Raw genomic sequence first — 23,591 nt, forward strand, 5'->3', positions numbered from 1 at the left:
AAATATATGATATGATTTATCTGCTTAAAAATATCAAAGGTAATTATTTTGATTTCAGTTGGAAAATATCACAAATTAAAAGTTCTCGATAAAAGAATAAATTGTTTAGTTTTAGATGCTTTAGAGCTTGGTGAAGCAAAATTGCCTGTAGTTGAAGTTAATAACATTATTAATATTGGTGATTATGTTGAAGTATTTTTGTATCATAATTCTAAATCTGAGCTTGTAGCTACTACTAAGAAAGTTTCAACAGTGGGAGAGCTGGCGTACTTACCAGTAAAAACCCTTACCAATATAGGAGCATTTCTTGATTGGGGTTTAGAAAAAGATCTTTTTGTGCCATTAGCAGAGCAACATCGTCCTTTTGAGGTTGGCAAGTCGTATATTGTCTATCTTTACCTTGATAAAATTAATGGCAGAATTACAGCATCTTCAAAAATTAACAAGTATATAAAAGATTATGCTAGTGATGAACTAAAGCCTAATCAGGAAGTAGATCTTATAATTGCTAACTCAACAAGTATAGGTTATAAAGCGATTATCAATAATAATTATTGGGGTATACTTTATTCTTCAGAAGTGTTTAGAAGATTGAGTTTTGGACAATCTACCAAAGGGTATATTAAAAGCATCCGTGATGATGGTCGTATAGACTTATCTTTACAGCTAGCGCATAAAGATTTAGATAAAAATGCTGCACTTATCGAGAAATATCTTATAGTTCATAATGGTTCAGCACCATTTAATGATAAATCTAACCCAGAAGATATTATCCGCAAATTTGGTATTAGTAAAGCAGCGTTTAAGCGCGCTATTGGGACACTTTTGAAGCAAAACAAAATTGTGATAAGAGATAGTGGTATCTATTTGAATGGATAAAAATCAATAAACTAAAGTCTATTTATTTAATATATCGTTATTGCGACGAAAATGGAAATCTCTTCTTAATCAGTATAAAAATATCTGTATCAAGCACAAAGATAAAGTTAATTTTTAGGTTGAGGATTTATATCTATTATTGAGCTTTTTTACGAGCAGCTTCTTTAGCTTTTTGTTTTTTTTGTTTATTTAGTTGAGCTAATCTTTTTGCCTCATCACCAACATGAGAGAAACCTTTTTCAGCAGCTAGTTGAGATTGTTTTTCACGTTCGGCAAAGCGAGCTTTTTGTTTTTCAGTAACTTTATCATAGCAATGATGACAGCTTATTCCTTTGACATATTCAGGAAGTTTTTTATCCTCTTCGGTGATAGGCATGCGACAAGCAAAACACTGATCATAGTTACCTTTTTCAAGATCGTGATTTACAGCAACCCTTGAATCAAATACAAAGCACTCACCTTGCCACATGGATTTTTCTTTTGGTACTTCTTCTAAATACTTAAGAATTCCTCCTTTTAGATGATAAACTTCATCAAAACCTTTGGCTTTAAGCAGAGCTGTGGATTTTTCACATCTAATTCCACCAGTACAAAACATAGCTACTTTTTTATGTTTTTTAGGATCGAGATTCTCATCGACATATTTAGGGAATTCGCGGAAATTCTCTGTGTGCGGGTTAATAGCGTTTTTAAAAGTACCAATTTCTATTTCATATTCATTACGTGTATCAATAAGTACAGTCTCAGGATCAGAGATCAAGTCATTCCAATCTTTTGGCTCAACATATTTACCACAAATTTTATTAGGGTCAATTTCATCAATACCAAGAGTGACAATCTCTTTTTTAAGCTTTACTTTTGAACGGTAAAAGGGCATCTCTTGATGATATGACTCTTTATAATCAATATCTACTAGACGTGGATCTGATTTTAAATAAGCTAGTAGGTTATCTATACTTTCACGCGTTCCTGCAACAGTACCATTTATTCCTTCATTAGCCAAAAGTAGTGTACCTTTGACATTGTTTTTTATCATAGTATCTAGAAGGGGTTGACGCATGGCTTCAAAATCTTCTAATGTAACAAATTTATACATTGCGCAGACAACTATTTGTGACATATATATTCCCAAACAAGTTAGTTATTAACTAAAGACATGATATTATACATTATGCTACAAATATTGAAATGCTTTTGCCAAAATCCTCGGGATAATCTTTGGATTTAATCTTAAGTTTTATGCATTTGGTATTCTACTTTTAGATTAGATGCTTTATCATTTTGGCATAATTTATCAAATTTAGAAATTAGTTATGTTCTTTAAAAAACTTACAGCATTCAAAATCACAGATATTAATATAGATATATTTGAAGATTCTATGAATAAATTAGTATTTATACCTTGTAGTAATTCTCAGAAGTCTTCTAGAGGTTTTATAAATCCATTTATAAAAGATGAAAATTGTCTTTTTAAGTTTAATCATCTAGCTGCGTTTTGTTTACTTACAGAAGAAAAAATATTGCCTGCTCAAGTTATTAATCAACAAGCACAAGAATATATAGAAGAGCTTGAGCTAACTAGATATGTAAGTAAAAAAGAAAAGACACAAATAAAAGAGGATATGCAACAAAAACTTTTACCTCTAGCATTTAGTAAGTTTAGAAAAACTTATGGTTATCTAGATCTAACAAATAACTACCTTATAATTGATACTATTTCAGAAAAGCAGATTACAGAAATTTTGGATTTGTTACATAGATGCGAAGCTAGATTTGAGGCTGTTATCAAAGAAGAAACGGATATTTTAACGGAGTGGCTTGTAGATAACGCTTATCCAGTTGATATTGAGATTGCTGAAAAATGTAAGCTTACTAGTGCTATTGGTGATAGTATTGCAAATATATCATGCCAAGGTAGCTCAATATTAAACGACAATATCAAATCATTTATTGATAGTGGTGGTTATATTACTGAGATTGCCATAATCTGGCGTGAGCAGCTAGCAATGACTGTAAATACTAAATTACAGTTTAAAGCAATTAAGTTTTTGGATGGTATTAAAGATCTAAATAAAGACGATAATTCTGGGCATGAAGTTGATTTATTATTGATGGCTGATATCTTTGCGGAACTTATAAATACTATGCAAAACTGGATAGTAGAGGAGAATTAATACTATGATCTTAAATGAAAATCAACTAAAGGCGTATGAGTATGGCTTAGCACATCATCCAAATCTTAGAGAAGGTTGTAAGGTTTCTTTAGAAGAAGGTATCTTACGTATTGAAATAGCAGAAAATAATGCTATTTTAGAAAATATTTTCAAGCATGATAATACTAAAGCAGGCTTGGTAGCATTACTCAAAAGTGATGAAGTCAAAGAAATGTTAGGCTTTGATTTTTCGAATTTGATATCGATTATGTGTATTAGGTAAAAATAATATGGTACTCGCAACTGGATTCGAACCAGTGACCCCTACCATGTCAAGGTAGTACTCTAACCAACTGAGCTATGCGAGTATATAAATCAGTATTATAATTTCATATGTTCGAAAAGCAATAGTATTTTTAGATAATTTGCTTAATTTCTTTCATAAATATAGATAAATAATTTATAATTAACTTAGTATCAAATATTTTTATTTCTATGAATGTTACTAAAGTTAAGAGACTCCTTAGTACTGGTTATTGGAGTGATTTTTATATTTATCCTTTAGCTGCTATAATTTTTTTTATATACGGTTCTAAGTTACTTAATTTCAATCTGAAAATTATACTTGTATCGTTTTTAGTTGGCATCATTCTTGGATCATTTCTTGAGTATTTTATTCATAGAGTACTTTTTCATCATTGTCCTGTATTTAAAGAGCTACATCAGCTACATCATGATAAACCAATTGAACTTATAGGAAGTCCCACTTATATATCTTTACCTGTGTATACAATTTGTGTTTTTATTCCGTTGTGTTTTATATCAAATTTAGCATATGCTTGTGTTATATTTAGTGCATTTTTATTTGATTTACTTTTTTATTTTATAATTCATCATATTACGCATCATGTTAGGACTAAGAGAGGATCAATATTACATTGGTACAAAAGGTATCATGCGACCCATCATAGGAATCCTAATGTGAATTTTTCTGTAGCTTTCCCAATTTGGGATATAGTCTTTCGGACTAAAGAAAAACAAAAAGATTAACTTCTAATACGATTGTTATTTATATGAATTAATATATCATGTTAAGACATATTCTATAATTTATATTTTTTCATGCAAAAATTTACATTTTTCGTTAGCTGTGCCAAAGGTATCGAGCTACTACTCAAAGATGAGCTAGAAAGATTAGTTATATCTTCTCAAGAAAAACTTGCTGGAGTTGAGTTTGAGGGATCTTTTGAAGATGCCTACAAAGTTTGTATTTACTCTCATCTAGCAAGCCAAGTTATGCTAAAAGTAGCCACTGATAAAGTCATAAATCAACAAGATTTATATGAATTTATATCATCTATAAACTGGATGGATTATTTTGATGTTAATACCGCTTTTAAAATCATAATTTCAGGTAAGCATTATGATTTTAATAATACAATGTTTGTTTCTCAAAAGACTAAAGATGCTATCGTTGACCAGTTTAGAAATTTTACAAATCAGCGTCCGAATGTAGATACAGAAAACCCTGACAATGTCATTAAACTTCACTTACACAAACAGTTTGTAAATGTATTTTTGTGCCTAAATATTGATAGCTTACACAAACGCAGTTATCGCCAATTTCAAGGACAAGCACCTCTCAAAGAGTCTTTAGCTGCTGCGATACTTATTAAAGCAGGGTGGTTAGATGAGCTTAACAAAGATCAACCCATATTAATTGATCCAATGTGTGGCTCTGGGACTATACTTATTGAAGCTGCTCTTATGGCAAAAAATATAGCTCCTGTCTTGTTAAATAAAGAATTTAAACTATTTAATTCAAAGCTTCATGATGAACAATTATGGAGTAACTTATTAGAAACCGCAAAAAAAGCTCAAAAGCCAACAAATGCAATTATTCAAGGCTATGATATTGATAATAATGTTTTGGATAAAGCAGACAGAAATATTTATCAAGCAGGTGTTGAAGATGTTGTTAATATTAAACGACAAGATATCCGTGATCTTGAAAATCAGTTTGAAAGTGAAGGTTTAATAGTTACAAATCCTCCTTATGGTGAACGCTTATATGGTGATCAGCTTGATGAACTTTTAGATATATTTAATGGTTTTGGTGATAGATTATCTCAAGATTTTTATGGTTGGAAAGTTGCAATTTTGACAAGTTTCGATGAGTCAATTAAAGAAATGCAGTTACGCACTACTAAGAAAAATAAATTCTATAATGGTGCTATTGAAACTATCCTTTATCAGTTTGAGATAAATGAGCATGCTAAATTTAAACATGAAACTCAGCTTGAAAAAAATATTCGTATAGCTGAAGCAAGCGCACAAAAGTCAGATGAACATATAGATTTTTCTAACAAGTTAAAGAAGAATCTTAAAAACTTAAAGCCATGGCTAAAACAATCTGGGGTAGAATGTTATCGTTTGTATGATGCTGATATTCCAACTTTTGCGGTTGCAGTTGATATATATGGCGAGCATGTGTTTTTACAAGAATATCGTGCCGATGCAACTATAGATCAAAATATTGCCAAACAAAGATTCTATCAAGCTATATATCAGATACATAAAACTCTAGATATTCAATATGAAAATATCCATACACGAGTACGCCAGCGCCAAAAAGGTAAAGAGCAGTATCAAAAAGAAAATGATAAAAATAAATTCCATATTATAAATGAATTTGATGCTAAGTTTTATGTCAATTTTGATGATTATTTAGATACGGGTATATTCTTAGATCATCGTAAAATTAGACAAATAGTTGCAAAAGCTGCAAAAAATAAAACATTATTAAATTTATTTAGCTATACTTGCACAGCTAGTGTTCATGCTGCTTTAAAAGGGGCAAAAACTACAAGTGTAGATATGTCTAATACTTATCTTGATTGGGGTAAGAATAATTTCAATCTAAACAATATCGATGCTAAAAAACATAATTTTATCCAAGCAGATTGTATAAGTTGGTTAAAAACTAATAAAGATAAATTTGATGTGATATTCTTAGATCCACCAACTTTCTCAAATTCAAAGCGTATGGATGATATTTTAGACATTCAAAGGGATCATGAATTATTGATAAATTTAGCTATGGATTCGCTTAAGAAAGATGGAGTGCTTTATTTCTCAAACAACTATAGACGTTTTAAGATCTCACCACAGATATTAGAAAAATTTAATTGTGAAAATATTGATAAAATCTGTTTATCACGTGATTTTTTATCTAATAAAAGCATTCATAATTGTTGGGAAATTAAATATAAATAATATTATCTCAAAATCTAGTATTTTAAAGTCTGTAATATTTTAGCTAAGCTAGTCTATATGTGATAAAATTTGCGTAGCAATAAAAAATATATTTAATTAAATGGGACGATTTCAACAAAACCTAATGTATGCAATTATCTTAGTGATAGTTTTTGCAGTCTGCGTGTATTTTTTTACCTCTAACAACGAGGCAGAAACAAAAGGAGTTTATCTACCTAAATACAGTGCTGAACTACCGCCAACTGATCCAACTCAAGTCAGAGTTTATAATTTACGATATCAAAGTGATACACAAGGAAATATTGGTCAAGTCAGAACTTCAACTCATGTCAGTAGTGAAAAAGATTTTCAAAAGCTTTGTGATAAAAACCTTAAAGAAGCTATCAAATTAGCAGCACAGCATGGTGCTCACGAGATCAAATATATTTGTCTTTACCCAGAGGGGCAAATCAATGAGTTAAGTAGTGTTCAATTACGTGGATACGATTTTAGAGATTAAATAAATGAAAAAACTAAATATAATTTTTGCTGGAACTCCTGATATTTCAGCTCAAGTTCTAAAAGACTTATATAAATCGCAACATAATATCCAAGCCGTACTTACACAACCGGATAGAGCAAAAGGTCGTGGTAAAAAAGTACAGTTCTCGCCTGTTAAAGAAGTTGCATTAGCAAATCATACTCCAGTATTTCAACCATTATCTTTTAAGAAAGATCCTCAAGTGATCGAGAAAATTAGAGAACTAAAACCAGACGTAATAGTTGTAATAGCTTATGGAATTATTGTTCCACAAGAATTTTTAGATATACCAAAATATGGCTGCTTAAATATACATGTATCACTATTGCCTAAATGGCGAGGAGCTGCGCCTATTCAAAGAGCTATCGAAGCTGGCGATACAAAAACGGGGATCTGTATAATGCAGATGGATGCCGGTCTTGATACTGGAGATATTTTAAATACTTTAGAAATTGATATACAAGATACTGATACTTCGCAAACACTTCATGATAAATTTGCTAAATTATCAATTAAACCATTACTTCAAACACTAGAAAAGATCGAAATAATTAAGCCCCAGCCACAACGAGGCAAGCCAACTTATGCACATAAGATTACTAAGCAAGAGGGGTTAATTGATTTTACAAAATCAGCATGGCAAATTAGTTGTCATATTAGAGCATTTACACCATGGCCTGTAGCATATTTTATATTAGATGGAGAAGCAGTAAAAGTTGGTGATTTTGAGATACTTGATCAAAATGTTGATAATAGTCAAGCAGGTACGATTATAGATATTGATAGAGATGGCTTTGATATTGCGACAAGTGACAAAATTATTAGATTTAAACAATTACAGTTTCCTAACAAAAAAATGCTTAATATTATAGATATTCTAAATGGCAAAGATTTAGATGAATATGTTGGATACAAACTAGGGTAAATAATGAAAGTTGGATTTATAATAGATAATTTAAACTCTTTTAATATCTCAAAAGATAGCACTTATATGATGCTACAGGCAGCTCAAGATAAAGGTTGGGAAATTTATACCTTTTACCTTAATGATTTATCAATAATTAATGGTAAACCCAAAGGTGATGCACTTAAGATAAAAATTCATAAGGCAAAACAAACTTGGTATGAGATTTTATCACAACATCATGATTTTTCATTATTAGATTTAGATTGTATCTTTATGCGTAAAGATCCACCATTTAATATGGAATATATTTATGTAACTTATATGCTTGATTTGGCGAAAAAAAATGATGTTTTGGTAGTCAATAATCCCCAAGCACTTAGGGATTTTAACGAAAAAGTAGCTATTTCAAATTATCCTAAATTTGCACCGCACACTTTGATCACGAGAAGCTATAAACAGATTAATGAGTTTTATGAAAAGCATAAAGATATTATTGTCAAACCTCTAGATGGTATGGGTGGTAGCTCTATCTTTAGAATTAAAGAGGGAGATAAAAACAAAAACGTAATATTAGAAACACTCACACAAAATCAAAGTCGTTATATAATGGTGCAAGACTATCAAAAAGCTATCAAAGAGGGCGATAAGAGGATTCTTATAGTTAATGGCGAGCCAATTAAGTATCTCTTAGCTAGAGTTCCTAGTGATAATGATAATCGTGGTAACCTTGCAGCTGGAGCTACAGCAGAAGTTAGAGAACTTCAAGATAGCGATTATAAGATAGCCAAAAAGGTTGCAAAAAAGCTCAAAAAAGAAGGTGTAATGTTTGCTGGTATTGACGTCATCGGTGATAAATTAACAGAAGTTAATATTACTAGTCCAACGGGTATCCAAGAGATATACAAAGCTACAAAAATTAATGCTGCTAGTTTACTAATGCAAGCAGTTGAGAAAAAAATAAATAAAATGAGACAGGAACACGAAAATGGAGAATAAATCAAACTCTCAAAGTTTATTCGAAGAAGCGCAACAGTATATACCAGGTGGAGTAAATTCCCCAGTTAGGGCATTTAAGAGTGTTGGGCAAGACTTTCCAAGATTTATAAAATTTGCAAAAGGTGCTTATCTATATGATGTTGATTGGAACAAATATATAGATTATATTGGTTCATGGGGACCAATGATTTTAGGTCATTGTGATGACGATGTTTTAGCAGCGATACAATGTCAGGTCAAAAATGGACTAAGCTATGGAGCGCCTTGTAAGCAAGAAGTTGATTTAGCTAAAAAAATAATTGAGCTAATGCCAAATATTGAGCAAGTAAGGTTTGTAAACTCTGGTACAGAAGCTACTATGAGTGCCATCAGATTAGCAAGAGCATATACAGGTAGAAATAAAATTATTAAATTTGAAGGTTGTTATCATGGTCATGCTGATGAGTTTCTTGTGGCTGCTGGATCTGGTGCATTATCCTTAGGACAACCAAATTCTCCAGGGGTACCTGAAGATGTTGTCAAAGATACTTTAGTGGCTAGCTTCAATGATATTGAGTCTATTCAAGCGCTTTTTGAAAAATATAAAGGTGAAATTGCTTGCATCATCGTTGAGCCAATTGCTGGAAATATGAATATGATTTTCCCACAAGATGATTTCTTAGCTAAGCTTAGAACTATTTGTGATGAAAATAATAGTTTACTGATATTTGATGAAGTTATGACAGGTTTTAGAGTTGCTTTGGGTGGTGCTCAGAGTGTCTATAATGTTAAACCAGACTTGACAACTTTGGGTAAAGTTATTGGTGGTGGCATGCCAGTAGGGGCTTTTGGTGGTCGTAAAGAAATTATGCAAAAAGTATCTCCTGCTGGACCAGTTTATCAAGCTGGTACCTTATCAGGTAATCCTATTGCGATGACAGCTGGTATAAAAACTTTAGAAAAAATCTCGCAATCAGGTTTTTTTGACGAACTTGGAGCTAAAGCTCAAAAGCTAGTTGATGGTTTAAATGAGGCTGCTAAAGCTTATGACTTTAATTTTCATGCAAAATGTTTAGGTGGAATGTTTGGTTTATTTTTCTGTAGTGACAAAATTGCAGTAAATACATTTGCAGATTTAGGTAAAACAAATCTTAAGATGTTTAATCAATATTTTGCATATATGCTTGATAATGGAGTATATCTCGCTCCATCTGCTTATGAAGCGGGCTTTATATCAATTGCTCATAGTGATGAAGATATCGAAAAAACTATTTGTCTCACTAAAAAGTTCTTCCAAGAAAATCAAAGTTAATTAATCTCGATGAATAATAAATTTAAAGATATTTTACTTATTATAGTTATTGTAGTAGTTGCTTTTTGCTTGTATGGTATACCAAATTTTTATGCTCCTGATGAAACTAGGTATTCTGAAGTAGCAAGAGAGATGCTTGCAAATCATAACTTTATAGTTCCATATATTGACGGAATGATATTTTTTCATAAGCCACCGCTAGTATATTGGATTAGTTGTATATTTATGAGCATATTTGGCGAGAATACATGGGGAGCAAGACTTGTGAATCCTGTATTACTAGGCATATGTTTAGTTTTTACATATATCGTAGTACGCAAAGTTTTATATTGTCGTCAAACAGCATTATTATCAGTGGGAGTAAGTTTAAGTACAGTTTTATTTCTATTTGTTGGTAGATATCTAAACATGGACTTAGCTATAGCGGTATTTTTAAATATGACTATGCTTAGTTATTGGGTAAGCCTTAAGTATGATGATGACTACAAGAAAAGTACATGTTGGCTTATTTTAGCATTTATATTTGCTGGTTTAGCTGTTATGACCAAGGGACTAATAGGAATAGTTTTTCCAGTGGCTATAGTGGGATTATATTCTGTTATCATGGGACAGTATAAAAGGCTACTTGATATTAGGCTTTACCTAGGTTTAGTAATTGTAGCAGTTATTTCGTTGCCATGGATATTCGCAGTTGAACAATATCATCCTAATTTTGCTTACTATTATATAGTAGTGCAACAGATACTTAGATATTCTACAGATGAGCAAAATAGAGAAGTTTCTAAAATTATTTATTTGTTAGCAATTATGGGAGCTTTTTTCCCTTGGACTTTATTTTTACCTAAAATACTTAAGAGTTTCTTTTCAAAAAAAGCCTTCAAAAATCGTAAGCAAAATGCAGATAAATGGTTTTTATTTATTTGGGCGACATTTATATTTATATTTTTTGGAATTTCTAAATCATTTTTGTTTGGCTATTTAGCACCATTAATACTACCATTATCAATACTTGTAGCTATTTACTTTAAGAGTATAGACATACAAAAATTTGATAAGTGGGATAGTATAAGCTTTAAATTTATTATCCTTATTTTTGCTTTGCTACCTATCGTAGCTGTAGCTCTTTTATGTCTTCCTCAGTATTGGAGTTTTGGCTATAAATATTTCTTAATCTTATTAGCAATTGCAATAATAGCTACTGTAATCACGATCAAATTAATCAAAGAATTAAACACTTTTTCAGTAAATAAATTAGTTGCTTATATTTGTATTATGATGATGACTGTTGCAAATTTAGGGTACATATTAGGCGATTATTTTGATACAAGCTCTAAATACAAAATAGCTCAAGAAATATCTAAAATATATCAGAAATATCCAAATGCTCAAGTTTTTGAGAGTGATCGCTTTTATGATATTATCTTCTACACTAAACGTAATGTAATTATTATTAATGATGAAGGTGAGTTAGATGATGTTAGAGAGTTTCCAAAATCAAATGTAGATAAATATTTAATGAAATTTGATGAATTTGTTAAATATTGGAATAACTCAAATCAGTTAAATATTCTTGTTGTAAAAAATAAACCTAAAGAGCATAGCCCTCTAACTTTTGATGATTATAAAAAACAACTTAATCCAAGTAAGTTTTATGCAATCTCTAGTCAAGATAATGCGACGATAGTTGCTAGTGAAGATATAAAAATATAATCTAAAGATTTATTCGTTAGTTTGATTTGAAGGCATGATATTGCATATATCAATAAATCTATAGTCACTTAATCGTGCTATAAAATCATTGCTTGCTTGATTTAGTATAAATTTAAGCTTACAGTTTGGTATTAATGGACAGGTTGCTTTATCCTTATCAAAGCATTCTACAATGTTCATTGGTTCTAGTTCTTTGACAATAGTTGATAATTTAATATTGTATGTAGCTTGAGAAATTGACACACCACCAAATCTACCTTTATATGATTCTATATAGTTTAGATTGGATAATTTGTTAATAATTTTAGTAGCATGATTAAGTTTAATATCTAATATCTCTACAAGATCTTTAGTTTTATATTTTTGTTTAGGATTTGATCCTAAAATTATTAATATTCTGAGAGAGTAATCAGTAAAAGAAGTTAAATTCATACAAAATATTTTAGTAAAGATGTTTTCAAAGTATAGGATAAATTTGCATAAATTATAATATGCATATATAATGCATATTATAATTTGAGTATATGGAGCTATCTTATGTTAAGCCAAAAGAACATAGATACAATAAAATCAATAATTCCTGTTTTAGAAGAAAATGGAGTTGCTTTAACGAGACATTTTTATGATAGAATGTTTAGACACAATCCCGAAGTTAAAAAGTTTTTTAATACCTCAAGACAAAAAAACTCATCTCAACCAGAAGCTTTAGCTACAGCAATTTTGGCTTATGCAAAAAATATTGAGAATCTTGAAGTTTTAGGTAATGCAGTAGAGCTAATAGCTCAAAAACATGCATCATTACAAATAAAAGCGGAGCATTATCCAATAGTAGGGTCTAACTTAATCGAATCAATCAAAGAAGTCCTAGACTTAAATGATAATGATGACATAGTTATAGCTTGGACAGAAGCCTATAATTTATTAGCTGAAATTTTGATTAATCGTGAAAAGAGTATATACAAAGAGAATTTAGAGCATTATGGTTGGGATAATTTTAAAGAGTTTGAGGTAATCAAAAAAGAAAATGAGAGTATAAATACATATTCTTTTTATTTAAAAAATAATCTTTTTAAAAGATATGATTTTAAACCAGGGCAATATATTACAGTTAGAATTCCATATAATGGAACTACTACTATGAGAAATTATAGTATTTCTGCAGCTACGGGTGAAGATTATATAAGAATAACGGTTAAAAGAGAGGGGCAAGGTTATGTATCTCAATACCTATCGCAAGAGATAAAAGCGGGTGATAAAATAGAAATAGCACCTCCTTGTGGTGAATTTTTCTTGGAGGTAAATAAAAATCTTGATAAGCCGATAGTTTTAATTTCAGCAGGAATAGGTATTACACCTTTAATGAGTATGCTTTTATCAGAGCTAAAAACACAAAACCAAAGACAGATACTTTTTGTTTGTGGTAAAAAAAATAAAAATGAACATCCTTTTGCTAAGTTGTTAGAAAAACTATCAAGTGAGAACCCAAGACTTAAAACTATTTTCTTTTATGAAGATAATTCTGGATCTGACGCAAAGCAAGGACTAGTCTGTATAGATACTGTCCAACAACACCTCAGTGAAGGTAAAAATGATGCTCAATACTTCTTTTGTGGACCTAAAGAATTTATGCTTTCTATACATGAAAAGTTATTAAAAAATGGTGTTAGAGAAAAAAATATTCACTATGAATTCTTTGGCTCAAAAACAGTTTAAGATATTAAATCTGAACAGGTAATTTTCCTGTTGGGATATTACCGCTAAAAATATTTTCTAATGCTGCTTGAATGTTAATCTTCAAAGAAGTCTTTGTATAGTTTGTCTGATCCATAGAAGTCGCACCATAAATACAAACATAATTAATAATATTATCTATATAGTTAATATCATAAGGGGTAAGCGCTGCAATATTTATAGTTTGCTTCGGCTTTATAGAGGTTATATAACTATAAGTTTGATTATATTCACGTAGGTTTGCTGATATTAGCAAAATTATATCAGCATTTTCGATACCAGTTTTTATATTTTGATTATTAATATTTTCAGAGTTTATGATAGTAGTAGAGTTATTTTTTGATACTATTTTTTGTAACTCATTATGAAAATCTGCCATACGTTGGTTATCACTATCTACAATCAAGATATTTTTTAGCTTATTGAGATCGCATGGAATAATTCTTGAATTTTTAACTACAGTTGTACTTTGTTTAGCAATATCTAAAGATATTTGTTGATGTTTATTAGAGCTGACAATTCTATTAGCATATTTTAATTGCTCATCTTGTGAGAGCTTGAATATTAAACTTTCATTGAGTTTATGTTTTGCTTTGAAATCAGTAATATTCGTGTAGGCATTCTCAACTGCATTAGCAAAATTAGGATTTTGATTATATTCTTTTTCTAGTTCACAAAAAAGCTCTTCTAACTTATAGAGATCATTTTCTGACCATACTCGAACAGGCATTAATAAAATATCTATACCAGCTAAGATAGCTAATTTAGAAGCTTCAATAGTTCCAAAGTGTTTAGCAATAGCATGCATGTCCATAGCATCAGATACTACTAAACCATCAAATTTCATTTGTTGTTTTAGTAATTTAGTTATTATCTTGTAAGAAAGAGTAGTTGGCACATAAATATTCTCACTAGTTGAAACTGATATATACTGAGTATCATCTAAGGCTGGAACACTAATATGTGCTGTCATTATCATATTACAATCGCTAGCAAGCTTTCTAAAAGATAGTAGTTCTGTAGTCTCTAATTCTTTCAAAGTTTTCTCTAATATTACATTACCTAAATGACTATCTGTTGCAGTATCACCATGACCAGGGAAATGCTTAATACAATCTATAATTTTAGCATCATGATAACCATTTATAGCATTTTTGGCGTAGTCAGTAACTACATTAGGATTATCCGAGTAAGACCTTACACCAATAATAGGATTATTTTTGTTAGAGTTGACATCTACAACTGGAGCAAAATTAATATTGATACCTAAAGAATATAATTCATCACCAATTATTTTAGCCATAGTATAAGCATTACTAGGATTATCTGTCGCACCTAGTGCCATATTACCACAGCCACTAGTACCTTGTTGTAAGCGATTAACTCTACCACCTTCTTGATCTGTAGCAAAAAATATTGGTGTATTTGTATTAGCTTGAAGATCTCTTAATAGAGAGATAACTTGCTCATTATCTTGAATATTTTCTCTAAAAAGGATAAAACCACCTAAATTATAATCTTTAAAGATCTTATTGACGATATCATTAGTTTTTGTAAAAGGTATCCGTTGATTATTTGCATCTTCACCCCAATAGCGAAAATCCAACATAATTAATTGACCTAGTTTTTGTCTTATATTTGAGTTTGTAGACATCTACAGTTTAGAATAAAATTAATATGAGAATAAATATATCACAGAAGTATTAGCTTTGTTTACATTCCCCAGCCATGACTTACCAAAATTTTCTGACCTGTTAGAGCATTAGTCTTGAATCCAGCTAAGAATATAGCTGTATCAGCGATATCTTGGACTGTCGTAAATTCACCGTCAACTGTGCCGCCAAGCATAATATTTTTGACAACTTCTTCTTCAGAAATATTTAGCTCTTTTGCTTGTTCTGGAATTTGCTTTTCTACTAATGGAGTCATCACAAAACCTGGACCAATTAGGTTAGATGAGATATTATGCTCAGCACCTTCTTTAGCTAAAGCTCTTACAAAACCAACTTGTGCATGTTTAGCTGCTACATACGCAGCTTTATTTTTTGATGCCAGAACTGAGTGAACAGAGCCTACAACTATTATTCTACCACCAGTTTTTAGTTCAATCATATGTCTCATAGCTGCTTGAGTTACAAGTAATGTACCCGTCATATGGATATCAAATAATTTTTTCCAAGCTGAGACACTAAAATCTACTATAGGTGATATTATCTGAATACCTGCGTTATTAATCACAGTATCGATACGACCAAATTTTTTGACAGTTTGATCTACACCAGATTTTACTTGGTCTTCATTTGTAACGTCCATTTGTACAGCTAAAGTTTCTACAGTATATTTATCTGCTAAATCTTTTGCTACTGATTGTGATTTTTCTAGATCTAGATCTGCGATTACAACTTTTGCACCTTGTTTTGCAAATTCTGTCGCCATACCTAGTCCAAGACCTGATGCGGCTCCGGTAATTAAAGTCACTTTATTTTTAACTGACATTTAAAATCTCCTTGAAATATTTTATTTAAGGTAATCAAAAACTACTTCACCAAAACTTAATGTAACATCAGCAATAAAGTGAGAGCCTTTGACAATTTCTAAAACTGGTAAATGATGAAGAGCTGCTTGAACATGATTGAAAACTTGTAAATCTACAGGTCCAGTCCATGCGCCTTTTACAGTAACATCTTTAACATGATATTTAACAAGCTCACAAATACTAACATCTTTACCATTAACGTGCGGTATAGTTTTAAGTAAGAAGTTTGGAGTTTCTTCTAGAGCTTTTTTGATAGCATCTTTATCAAGCTCTTGATATTTATAACCCATAGTACCAAAAGCCACATCTACACTGTTATATTTTACTGTACCTAGTAATGTATCAGAATCTACAGTTAGAGTAGGGTGAGCATATTTCTTTGGGAAGCCCCATATTTCACGGCCTGCAGCAATAGATGGTAAATTATCTAAAAGCATAATATGAGAATATAAGCCTTTTTTACCTTCAAATTCAACTTCGATAAGTTGACCAGCCTCATTAAAACTACCAAAACCATTAGCATCGTGCATTTTCATAAATTCAAATTTTACAATACCTGTTGGTTTAAGAGGCTCAGGGACATATTTTTTTAGGACTTCGATATCTGCGATGTAATCGATTATGAAGTATTCTCTATTCGTGAATTTATAAGCTATTCTATTTGCTGTAGGCGATACTAGAGGCATCGAAAAAACATTTTTTTTAACATCTTCTATTTTCATCTTTTCTCCAGAATTGTTATAGTTCCAATTAACATTATAAGCACTAATATATTTTTAGTAATAGTAATAATCAAGATAAAAGAAAAAAAGTATTTTTATTGAAAATATATTTAAATTTTTAATAAAAAAATACTCTATGAGAATACAATCGATAGTATAACATTTGATTCTATATTATATTTGATAAAGATATGCTTTTGTATAATCTAGTAATAATTATAAACCTATGAGACTACTCTTAGAAAATTTTGAGGCAAATTTTATGAAAAAAAATTACTTAATAGTATCTGTGGTGATGATTGGCTTTTTTGCTGTATCATTTGTGACTAATATTTTAGGACCTATAATTCCAGATGCAACTAACGATCTACATTTGACACTTTCGCAAGCTGGGGTTTTACCTTTTGCATTTTTTATAGCTTATATTATCTCAATTCCTGCAGGATATATGTTAGAGAAATATAGATCTAAGAAGATGATATTATTTGCTTTTTTATTAGGCTCTCTTGGTTCAATTTTATTCTGTCTAAAAGTTAGCTATCTTACTTATATTATAAGTTTATTCACAGTTGGTACAGCTGCAGCCATACTACAAGTAGCTTTTTGGCCTTTATTAAGAGTTGCAGGTGGGGAGGAGAATTACTCATTTTTCTCTGTATTACAGCAAGTATTTTTTGGTGGGGCATCATTTGTTAGTCCATTTGTACTATCTTATTTAGTTATGAACCTTCCATATTATCGAGATAGTAATTATTTTTTACTATTTTTTAATAAGCTAATAGGAACAAACTTTAGTTGGGTTGCTATCTATTGGTTTAATGCCATTGTAATGTTTTTATTAGTGATATTTATCAGTTTAATTAAGTTTCCAAAGGTTGAACTAAAAGATGATGAAAAATTAGAAGGTTTTGCTACTGTGTTGCATCTTTTAAAGGATAAAGTCGTAATAATATATTTCTTAGCGATCTTTGCTTATGTTGGTCAAGAGCAAGGAATTAGTGTCTGGATTTCTAAATTCTTAAATGACTATCATGGCTTTAATACCGAAACTGTAGGTAATACCACAGTAGCATTATTCTGGATCATGCAATGTGTTGGTGGTATTTTAGGTATAGTTTTATTGAAGCTATATAATGTCAAAAATATTTTGAAAGTATTTCTAATCTTACAACTAATATCATTGTCTCTAGCATTGTTTGGATCAGATACTATGGCCTTGATATTTTTCCCTGTTTGTGGTTTTTTGACATCGATAATGTATGGAGGAGTTTTCTCATTAGGAATGAACTCTCTAAAATCACATCATGGAACAGTCTCCGGAATATTCTGCACGGGGATAATTGGTGGTGCTATAGTTCCATTAGTTGTTGGTAATATAGCAGATATCTTAGGCTTAAGAATAGGAATGTGTTTTGTATATCTAACTATAATATATATTTTATATGTAGCTATAACAGCTAAGCCATTAATTGATAATAAAACTATAAAGCTAACAGAATTATTTAAAAAATAAGTTGAAGTGATATGAGTAAAGAAATTCAAATTAATAATAGAACTGTCATTGGTGTTGATATCGGTGGTACTAAAGTGAATGCTGGTAGGGTATGTGGAGAAAATCTATTAGATTCTTATTTGAGCAAAATTCCATCAGATGCAGAACATAATGCTCAATCTGTTATTGATGTTGTCATAAATACAATAGCAAAAATTTTCACTTCTGAGGTAGAAGGCATTGGCGTTGGGATTCCTAGTGTTGCAGATCGAGAAAAGGGAATTGTATATGATGTGCAAAATATCAAATCATGGCAAGAGATTCATCTAAAAGAAATACTAGAAACAGAGTTTAAAGTACCAGTTTTCATAGATAATGATGCTAATTGTTTTGCTATAGGGCAAAGACTCTATGGTAAAGGCAAACAATATGAGAACTTTGTTGGTATTACAATAGGTACTGGTATTGGTGGTGGTATTATCAATAAAGGCTCTTTACTAAAAGACGCTAATTGCGGAGCAGGAGAGTTTGGTATGTTGCCATATTTAGATGGAATCTTGGAGGATTATTGTAGTGGCCAATTCTTTATAAAAAAGATAGGTATTGAAGGTGTTGAGATACTTAAACGTGCAAGAAATAATGATAAAGATGCTCTAGACATCTATAAGCAATTCGGTAAACATCTTGGAGTAGCGATAAAGTCTATTATGTATACTCTAGACCCAGAAGTGATAATAATTGCAGGATCAATAATGTCAGCTAGAGAGTATTTTGAAAAAGCGATGTGGGATGAGATTAAAACATTTGCCTTTACTCAATCAGCTAAAAAAATTAAAATAGAATGGTCAGAAACGGCAGGTGACTTTCAAGTTTTTGGTGCTGCAGCTGTTTATTTGGATAGAAGTAGCAATTTATGATTTTGTTAAAAGAGCAAGGTTAAATGAATAAAACTCAACAACAAATATTAACCTTTTTAGATGATGAAAAATATGTAAGTGGTGAGGATATTGCTAAAAAGTTAGGCATATCTAGAGCTGCTATTTCTAAAAATATCAAAGCACTCAAAGACAATTATCAAATAACAGTTTCTTCTAACTCAAGAGTTGGATATCGACTCCAAGAAAAATTAGATCTAATAAAGGTTGATGAGTTAGCTAAGTTTTTCAAAAATATAAATTATTTCTATTCTGTAGATTCAACCTCAAAATATGCTATAGAAAATCAAACTAAGTTTAGTGAAAATGCTATTTTTATCTCAGAATTTCAAACAGATGGTTTCGGAAGGTTTAAGCGCAAGTGGATCTCGCCATTTGGTAAAAATATCTACTGTACTATGCTTGAAATAGTTGAGCTAGACATATCGAAACTTAATGGATTATCGCTAGTTGTTGGAATCAGTATTGCAAGAGTTCTAAAAAATATTAACTTAGATGCTAAATTAAAATGGCCCAATGATATCTATGTGGATGATAAAAAGATAGCAGGTATTATTATAAATGTTAGTGCTGAAATTAATGGCAGAGCGAAGCTATTTATAGGTTTTGGTATAAATGTTAATATGCAATATAATGAAGAAATTTCTAAAGATTGGACATCAATAAAACTACAATCACAACGTCATGCTAATCGAACTAACTTAACTATACAAATTATCAAAGCTATTAAAGAAGATTTAGCAGTTTTCATTAATGAAGGTTTTACATATTTTAAAAATGAATTTGAATCACTTAACTATCTAAAAGATAAAGAGTTCTCATTGGCTTTAGCTGATAAAACTTATAATAACTGTAGCTATATTGACCTAGCAAATAATGGCGAAATAATTATTAAGAATAGCGAAGGGAATTATTCATTTTCTTCAGGCGATATTAGTATTTTAGATAAATCTATAAAATCTAAATAATCAGCATTTTGAGAAATTTTTGCACTATACTTGTATCCTGATAGCAATTCTATAGTATTAATTTGTTCATCAATGTGTTTGATATTTGAGTCACTACAATTAGCAATCCAACCAGCTAATTTTATATTGTGTCGGTTTAACTCATTTATAGTTAGTAAGGTGTGATTTATACAACCAACTTTTATAGCTGATACTAATAGTACCGGCATTTTCAAAGCCTCTATTAGATCAAGTTGGGTCGTATAATCTGAGTATGGAGTTAATAATCCTCCAGCAGCCTCAATAAATAAAATATCTATATCTCGGTTATACTTATCTTCGATAAATTGTTTGAGACTTTCAATTGAAATATCTACTTTTGATTTTGCTGCTACTATGTGTGGAGCTACAGCTTCATTAAATGAAATTAGGTTTATTTCATCTGCTGTAAATTTATGCTTATAAGCATTTAGAATATTCTCAACATCTTCACACAGCTCTGAAAATTGGCTTTTACCAGACGCTACAGGTTTCAAGCAAAGTGATTTAATATTTTGTTGTTCACAAGCTTCGATAAGTTTAGTTGATATATATGTTTTACCAACTTCTGTATCCGTACCAATTATAAAAAATTTTTTCATAAACTACTCCTTAAAACAAATAAATAAACCAATATGGTAACTGAGATTTATATGACTAGAACTTAAGCAAAGTTTTCTGATGTTTGAGAAATTATCTTTATTATCATCGCCAGTGTATGTATTAACACCGGTAGATTTTAAATGATTTGTTAATTCTCGAAAATTATTGAATCTAAGATCTAAATATAAGTCTTCATGATGTAGACATTTTAGATTAGATCTTTTAATAAAATCTAAAATATTAGAACAGCTATGCATTTTATTTACTCTTAAAATATCTTTTATCTGATGAAAGTTTTTATCAAGAACAGTACTAAAAGCTAAAATTGCGCGGTTATTTAATTTTTTTGAGAGATTTCTGATTAGCTTTTCTGTATTCTGACTCCATTGAAATGACATATTTGAAAATATTAAATCATAATCATTTCTAAGTAGGTGTAAATCTTTATCAAAATTGAGTTTTAGCATATTTATACTGCTTATACTATATGAATTTTTGGATAAGGCGATATCACAAGCATCAATTTGATTTGGTGAGAAGATTTTATTTAGTTCTAATGGTTCAGATAAATCGCGAACTCCCAAATTTAAGATTATATCTATATGATTATAATTAACTAACCTTGAATAATTTAGTGTCTGTTCTAAAAGTAGTTGGCGTACTTGATTTTGAATGGTTGAATTTTTAGAGTATTCAGTAGCTTTTGCAAAGTTACTTCTAACTTGATCATATATATCCATACTTAACCTCTTTGAAAATAATTTCTAAAGCCTGATGAATTTGATCAAAGGTATTATTACTATGTAGTGAAAATCTTAATATAGCTTGATCTTTAGGTACTGTAGGATATCTAAAACAAGATACTATTATTTTATTCTCAAAGAGCTTATCCTTTAATCTAATTGCTAGATTAGCATCATTTAGTTGAATACTTCTAATTGGCGATGAGTCTTTAGATACTAACTCAAGATCTTTATCATCACATAATTCATTAAAAAAATTAATATTTTGCTGAAGTCTTGCTCGATTATCATTAGCGTTTTCAAGGTTTTTTAGTTGTATCAAAGCAGCTTTTAATATAATTGGTGGTAATGCTGTTGTATAGATATAGTTACGCGCAAATTGTATTAGGTATTCTGCAATTGCTTCTGTAGTACAAATTACAGCACCAACTCCACCAAATGCTTTGCCAAGAGGAAAAATACAGATTGGACAATTTTTATAGCTTATTCGAAAGCTGTTGATCGCACCACGACCATTTTTACCCAAAACTCCAAAACTATGAGCTTCATCAACTATTAGCTTTTCTGGTGTGATTTTAGCTAATTTATCAAGTTGAGTAATTGATCCTGAGGTACTAAAGATTCCTTCTGTAGTAGTGAAGCTCTTGCCATCATATATATCTTGAAGTTGACTTAATTGTTGATGTTTATACCTTTTTAGTTTGGCTTGTGAAAGTTTGATTCCATCGATAATAGAAGCATGGATATACTTATCTGCAAAGATACTATCATGCTTACCAAATAGCGTTGAATAAATTGCTAAATTTGCCATAAAACCTGAACTAAAAAATATAGCTCTTGGATAGTTAACAAACTTTGCAAACTCATATTCAAATTGCTGTGTCTCATCAGTGTAGCCACAAACTATATTAGACCCCTTACTACCAAAACCATACTTGTCAAAACCATTTACTATGGCATCTTTGAGATTGTGTGCTGATGATAAATCTAGGTAGTCACTAGTTGTAAAATCAATAGTAGAATCATCCTTTACAAAAGGAGTTAACTCTCTTAATAAGTTATCCTTTTGATATTGAGTATATTTGTCTTGTAGGTTTAACATAATTCAGCATTTGATTCTAAGCCAAGCTTAGCTAATAAAAAATTATCAGAATTAACAGTAGCATTATTTTCTGTTAATAACTTATTACCATAAAATATTGAGTTAATACCAGCAAGAAAACATAGAGTTTGAGTCTCGAAAGACATATTCTCTCTACCTGCTGATAATCTTAAGCGTGCTTGTGGAAATAGTATTCTTGTAGTTGCAATAAATCTTACTAATTCAAAACTATCAATTTGAGCATCTGTATACTTATCTCCTAGAGGAGTTCCTTTAACTGGTATTAGTGTATTGATAGGAATACTTTTTGGAGCAGCAGGTAATTGTAATAACTCTAGTAATAGATTAAATCTATCATCTAAAGATTCTCCCATGCCTAATATACCACCGCAACAGACATTTATATTGGCATTAGTAATATTTCTAATAGTCTCAATTCTTTCTTCAAATTTGCGTGTGGTAATTATTTCTGGATAAAATTCTCTTGAAGTATCAAGATTATGATTATAGTAATCCAATCCTGCTTGCTTTAGCTTAGTTGCTTCATCAGCGTTGATACTTCCGAGAGTTACACATGTTTCTAAGCCAAGATTCTTAACTTCAGTAATAATTTCAGCTACTCGATCAAAGTCTTTTTTTGGTATGTGTTTCCAAGCAGCACCCATACAGAATCTTTTAGATCCAGCATCTTTAGCATTTTTTGCCTCTGCTAATATACTATCCTTATCTAGTAGTTTATGCTTTTCGATACTAGTATTATAATGACCACTTTGAGGACAATATTTACAGTCTTCTGGGCAAGTACCAGTTTTGATACTTTTTAGAGAGCATAATTCGATATCATTGCCAAAATTTTTATTGTGAATTTCCAAAGCCTGTAAGATTAATTCTGTTAATGGTCTTGAGTAAATTTCTTTGATTTGTTCTAATTTCATTTTTCATAAAAATTGTTTTAAAGTTGTAAAGTATTTTATATCTTGTGTACAATTTATGTCAACTTAATATTTTA

General features: G+C 30.4%; 23 protein-coding genes and 1 tRNA gene. 14 read left to right on the top strand and 10 right to left on the bottom strand.

Annotation, left to right across the window (positions count from 1 at the left end; genetic code table 11):
• Positions 1-48: 48 nt before the first annotated feature.
• Positions 49-879, top strand: coding sequence for a CvfB family protein (locus FSC454_RS05145; protein ID WP_066047022.1), 831 nt, complete (start codon positions 49-51; stop codon positions 877-879).
• Positions 880-1,015: 136 nt separating this feature from the next.
• On the opposite strand, the gene trhO is transcribed toward FSC454_RS05145, so the two are convergent.
• On the bottom strand, positions 1,016-1,999 hold the full coding sequence (gene trhO / locus FSC454_RS05150) for an oxygen-dependent tRNA uridine(34) hydroxylase TrhO (protein ID WP_066047025.1): 984 nt from the start codon (positions 1,997-1,999) through the stop codon (positions 1,016-1,018).
• Between the two features lie 193 nt (positions 2,000-2,192).
• Here trhO and FSC454_RS05155 point away from each other — a divergent pair, with 193 nt between their 5' ends.
• Positions 2,193-3,053, top strand: a complete 861-nt coding sequence (locus FSC454_RS05155; protein WP_066047028.1) for a recombination-associated protein RdgC — start codon at positions 2,193-2,195, stop codon at positions 3,051-3,053.
• A 4-nt stretch (positions 3,054-3,057) separates the two neighbouring features.
• On the top strand, positions 3,058-3,315 hold the full coding sequence (locus FSC454_RS05160) for a hypothetical protein (protein WP_014548340.1): 258 nt from the start codon (positions 3,058-3,060) through the stop codon (positions 3,313-3,315).
• Positions 3,316-3,323: 8 nt separating this feature from the next.
• Here FSC454_RS05160 and FSC454_RS05165 read toward each other — a convergent pair.
• Positions 3,324-3,400 (bottom strand) — tRNA-Val (locus tag FSC454_RS05165).
• A gap of 127 nt (positions 3,401-3,527) precedes the next feature.
• Here FSC454_RS05165 and FSC454_RS05170 point away from each other — a divergent pair.
• The 7 genes from FSC454_RS05170 to FSC454_RS05200 all read left to right on the top strand — a co-directional run bounded on the left by FSC454_RS05170 (position 3,528) and on the right by FSC454_RS05200 (position 11,732).
• Positions 3,528-4,082, top strand: a complete 555-nt coding sequence (locus tag FSC454_RS05170; protein ID WP_066047030.1) for a sterol desaturase family protein — start codon at positions 3,528-3,530, stop codon at positions 4,080-4,082.
• A 72-nt stretch (positions 4,083-4,154) separates the two neighbouring features.
• Complete coding sequence (gene rlmKL / locus FSC454_RS05175; RefSeq protein ID WP_066047033.1) at positions 4,155-6,308, top strand: bifunctional 23S rRNA (guanine(2069)-N(7))-methyltransferase RlmK/23S rRNA (guanine(2445)-N(2))-methyltransferase RlmL; 2,154 nt, start codon at positions 4,155-4,157, stop codon at positions 6,306-6,308.
• Positions 6,309-6,408: 100 nt separating this feature from the next.
• Positions 6,409-6,807 (top strand): Francisella virulence factor A, encoded by a 399-nt coding sequence (gene fvfA, locus FSC454_RS05180; RefSeq protein ID WP_066047036.1) that lies wholly within the window; start codon positions 6,409-6,411, stop codon positions 6,805-6,807.
• A gap of 4 nt (positions 6,808-6,811) precedes the next feature.
• Positions 6,812-7,753, top strand: a complete 942-nt coding sequence (fmt, locus tag FSC454_RS05185) for a methionyl-tRNA formyltransferase (RefSeq protein ID WP_066047039.1) — start codon at positions 6,812-6,814, stop codon at positions 7,751-7,753.
• Between the two features lie 3 nt (positions 7,754-7,756).
• Complete coding sequence (gene gshB / locus FSC454_RS05190) at positions 7,757-8,731, top strand: glutathione synthase (RefSeq protein ID WP_066047042.1); 975 nt, start codon at positions 7,757-7,759, stop codon at positions 8,729-8,731.
• Positions 8,721-10,022, top strand: a complete 1,302-nt coding sequence (gene hemL / locus FSC454_RS05195) for a glutamate-1-semialdehyde 2,1-aminomutase (protein ID WP_066047045.1) — start codon at positions 8,721-8,723, stop codon at positions 10,020-10,022. Before gshB ends, hemL begins: the two co-directional genes overlap by 11 nt.
• 9 nt (positions 10,023-10,031) lie before the next feature.
• Positions 10,032-11,732, top strand: coding sequence for a phospholipid carrier-dependent glycosyltransferase (locus FSC454_RS05200; protein WP_066047049.1), 1,701 nt, complete (start codon positions 10,032-10,034; stop codon positions 11,730-11,732).
• 9 nt (positions 11,733-11,741) lie between these two features.
• On the opposite strand, the gene FSC454_RS05205 is transcribed toward FSC454_RS05200, so the two are convergent.
• Positions 11,742-12,164 (bottom strand): Rrf2 family transcriptional regulator, encoded by a 423-nt coding sequence (locus tag FSC454_RS05205; protein WP_066047052.1) that lies wholly within the window; start codon positions 12,162-12,164, stop codon positions 11,742-11,744.
• A 105-nt stretch (positions 12,165-12,269) separates the two neighbouring features.
• On the opposite strand from FSC454_RS05205, the gene hmpA reads away from it, so the two are divergent.
• Positions 12,270-13,445 carry an NO-inducible flavohemoprotein gene (gene hmpA, locus FSC454_RS05210; protein ID WP_066047055.1) on the top strand — a complete coding sequence of 392 codons (1,176 nt, stop codon included), beginning with the start codon at positions 12,270-12,272 and terminating at the stop codon, positions 13,443-13,445.
• A gap of 4 nt (positions 13,446-13,449) precedes the next feature.
• Here hmpA and FSC454_RS05215 read toward each other — a convergent pair whose 3' ends face one another.
• From FSC454_RS05215 to FSC454_RS05225, 3 genes are read right to left on the bottom strand one after another with little or no spacing between them, the layout of a single operon-like run.
• Positions 13,450-15,117: a glycoside hydrolase family 3 protein gene (locus FSC454_RS05215; RefSeq protein ID WP_066047058.1), complete on the bottom strand. Its 1,668-nt coding sequence runs from the start codon at positions 15,115-15,117 to the stop codon at positions 13,450-13,452.
• Between the two features lie 59 nt (positions 15,118-15,176).
• Positions 15,177-15,959 (bottom strand): 3-hydroxybutyrate dehydrogenase, encoded by a 783-nt coding sequence (locus FSC454_RS05220; protein WP_066047061.1) that lies wholly within the window; start codon positions 15,957-15,959, stop codon positions 15,177-15,179.
• Between the two features lie 21 nt (positions 15,960-15,980).
• On the bottom strand, positions 15,981-16,721 hold the full coding sequence (locus tag FSC454_RS05225; RefSeq protein WP_066047064.1) for an acetoacetate decarboxylase: 741 nt from the start codon (positions 16,719-16,721) through the stop codon (positions 15,981-15,983).
• A 262-nt stretch (positions 16,722-16,983) separates the two neighbouring features.
• On the opposite strand from FSC454_RS05225, the gene FSC454_RS05230 reads away from it, so the two are divergent.
• The 3 genes from FSC454_RS05230 to FSC454_RS05240 are packed head-to-tail and all read left to right on the top strand — an operon-like array spanning position 16,984 to position 20,116.
• Positions 16,984-18,234 (top strand): sugar MFS transporter, encoded by a 1,251-nt coding sequence (locus FSC454_RS05230; RefSeq protein ID WP_066047075.1) that lies wholly within the window; start codon positions 16,984-16,986, stop codon positions 18,232-18,234.
• A gap of 11 nt (positions 18,235-18,245) precedes the next feature.
• Positions 18,246-19,130 (top strand): ROK family protein, encoded by an 885-nt coding sequence (locus FSC454_RS05235; protein WP_066047067.1) that lies wholly within the window; start codon positions 18,246-18,248, stop codon positions 19,128-19,130.
• Between the two features lie 23 nt (positions 19,131-19,153).
• Positions 19,154-20,116, top strand: coding sequence for a biotin--[acetyl-CoA-carboxylase] ligase (locus FSC454_RS05240; RefSeq protein ID WP_066047070.1), 963 nt, complete (start codon positions 19,154-19,156; stop codon positions 20,114-20,116).
• Here the strand turns inward: FSC454_RS05240 and bioD are convergent.
• Genes bioD through bioB form a run of 4 tightly spaced genes read right to left on the bottom strand, consistent with a single transcriptional unit; the run spans position 20,059 to position 23,517 of the window.
• Positions 20,059-20,736 (bottom strand): dethiobiotin synthase, encoded by a 678-nt coding sequence (gene bioD / locus FSC454_RS05245; protein ID WP_066047072.1) that lies wholly within the window; start codon positions 20,734-20,736, stop codon positions 20,059-20,061. The two genes, FSC454_RS05240 and bioD, sit on opposite strands and share 58 nt — an antisense overlap.
• A gap of 3 nt (positions 20,737-20,739) precedes the next feature.
• Positions 20,740-21,477: a methyltransferase domain-containing protein gene (locus FSC454_RS05250; RefSeq protein WP_071794801.1), complete on the bottom strand. Its 738-nt coding sequence runs from the start codon at positions 21,475-21,477 to the stop codon at positions 20,740-20,742.
• Positions 21,464-22,582: an aminotransferase class I/II-fold pyridoxal phosphate-dependent enzyme gene (locus FSC454_RS05255; protein ID WP_066046929.1), complete on the bottom strand. Its 1,119-nt coding sequence runs from the start codon at positions 22,580-22,582 to the stop codon at positions 21,464-21,466. Before FSC454_RS05255 ends, FSC454_RS05250 begins: the two co-directional genes overlap by 14 nt.
• Positions 22,576-23,517 carry a biotin synthase BioB gene (gene bioB / locus FSC454_RS05260; RefSeq protein ID WP_066046927.1) on the bottom strand — a complete coding sequence of 314 codons (942 nt, stop codon included), beginning with the start codon at positions 23,515-23,517 and terminating at the stop codon, positions 22,576-22,578. Before bioB ends, FSC454_RS05255 begins: the two co-directional genes overlap by 7 nt.
• Positions 23,518-23,591 lie beyond the last annotated feature (74 nt).

This window comes from Francisella hispaniensis FSC454, assembly GCF_001885235.1.
Taxonomy (GTDB): Bacteria; Pseudomonadota; Gammaproteobacteria; order Francisellales; family Francisellaceae; genus Francisella; species Francisella hispaniensis.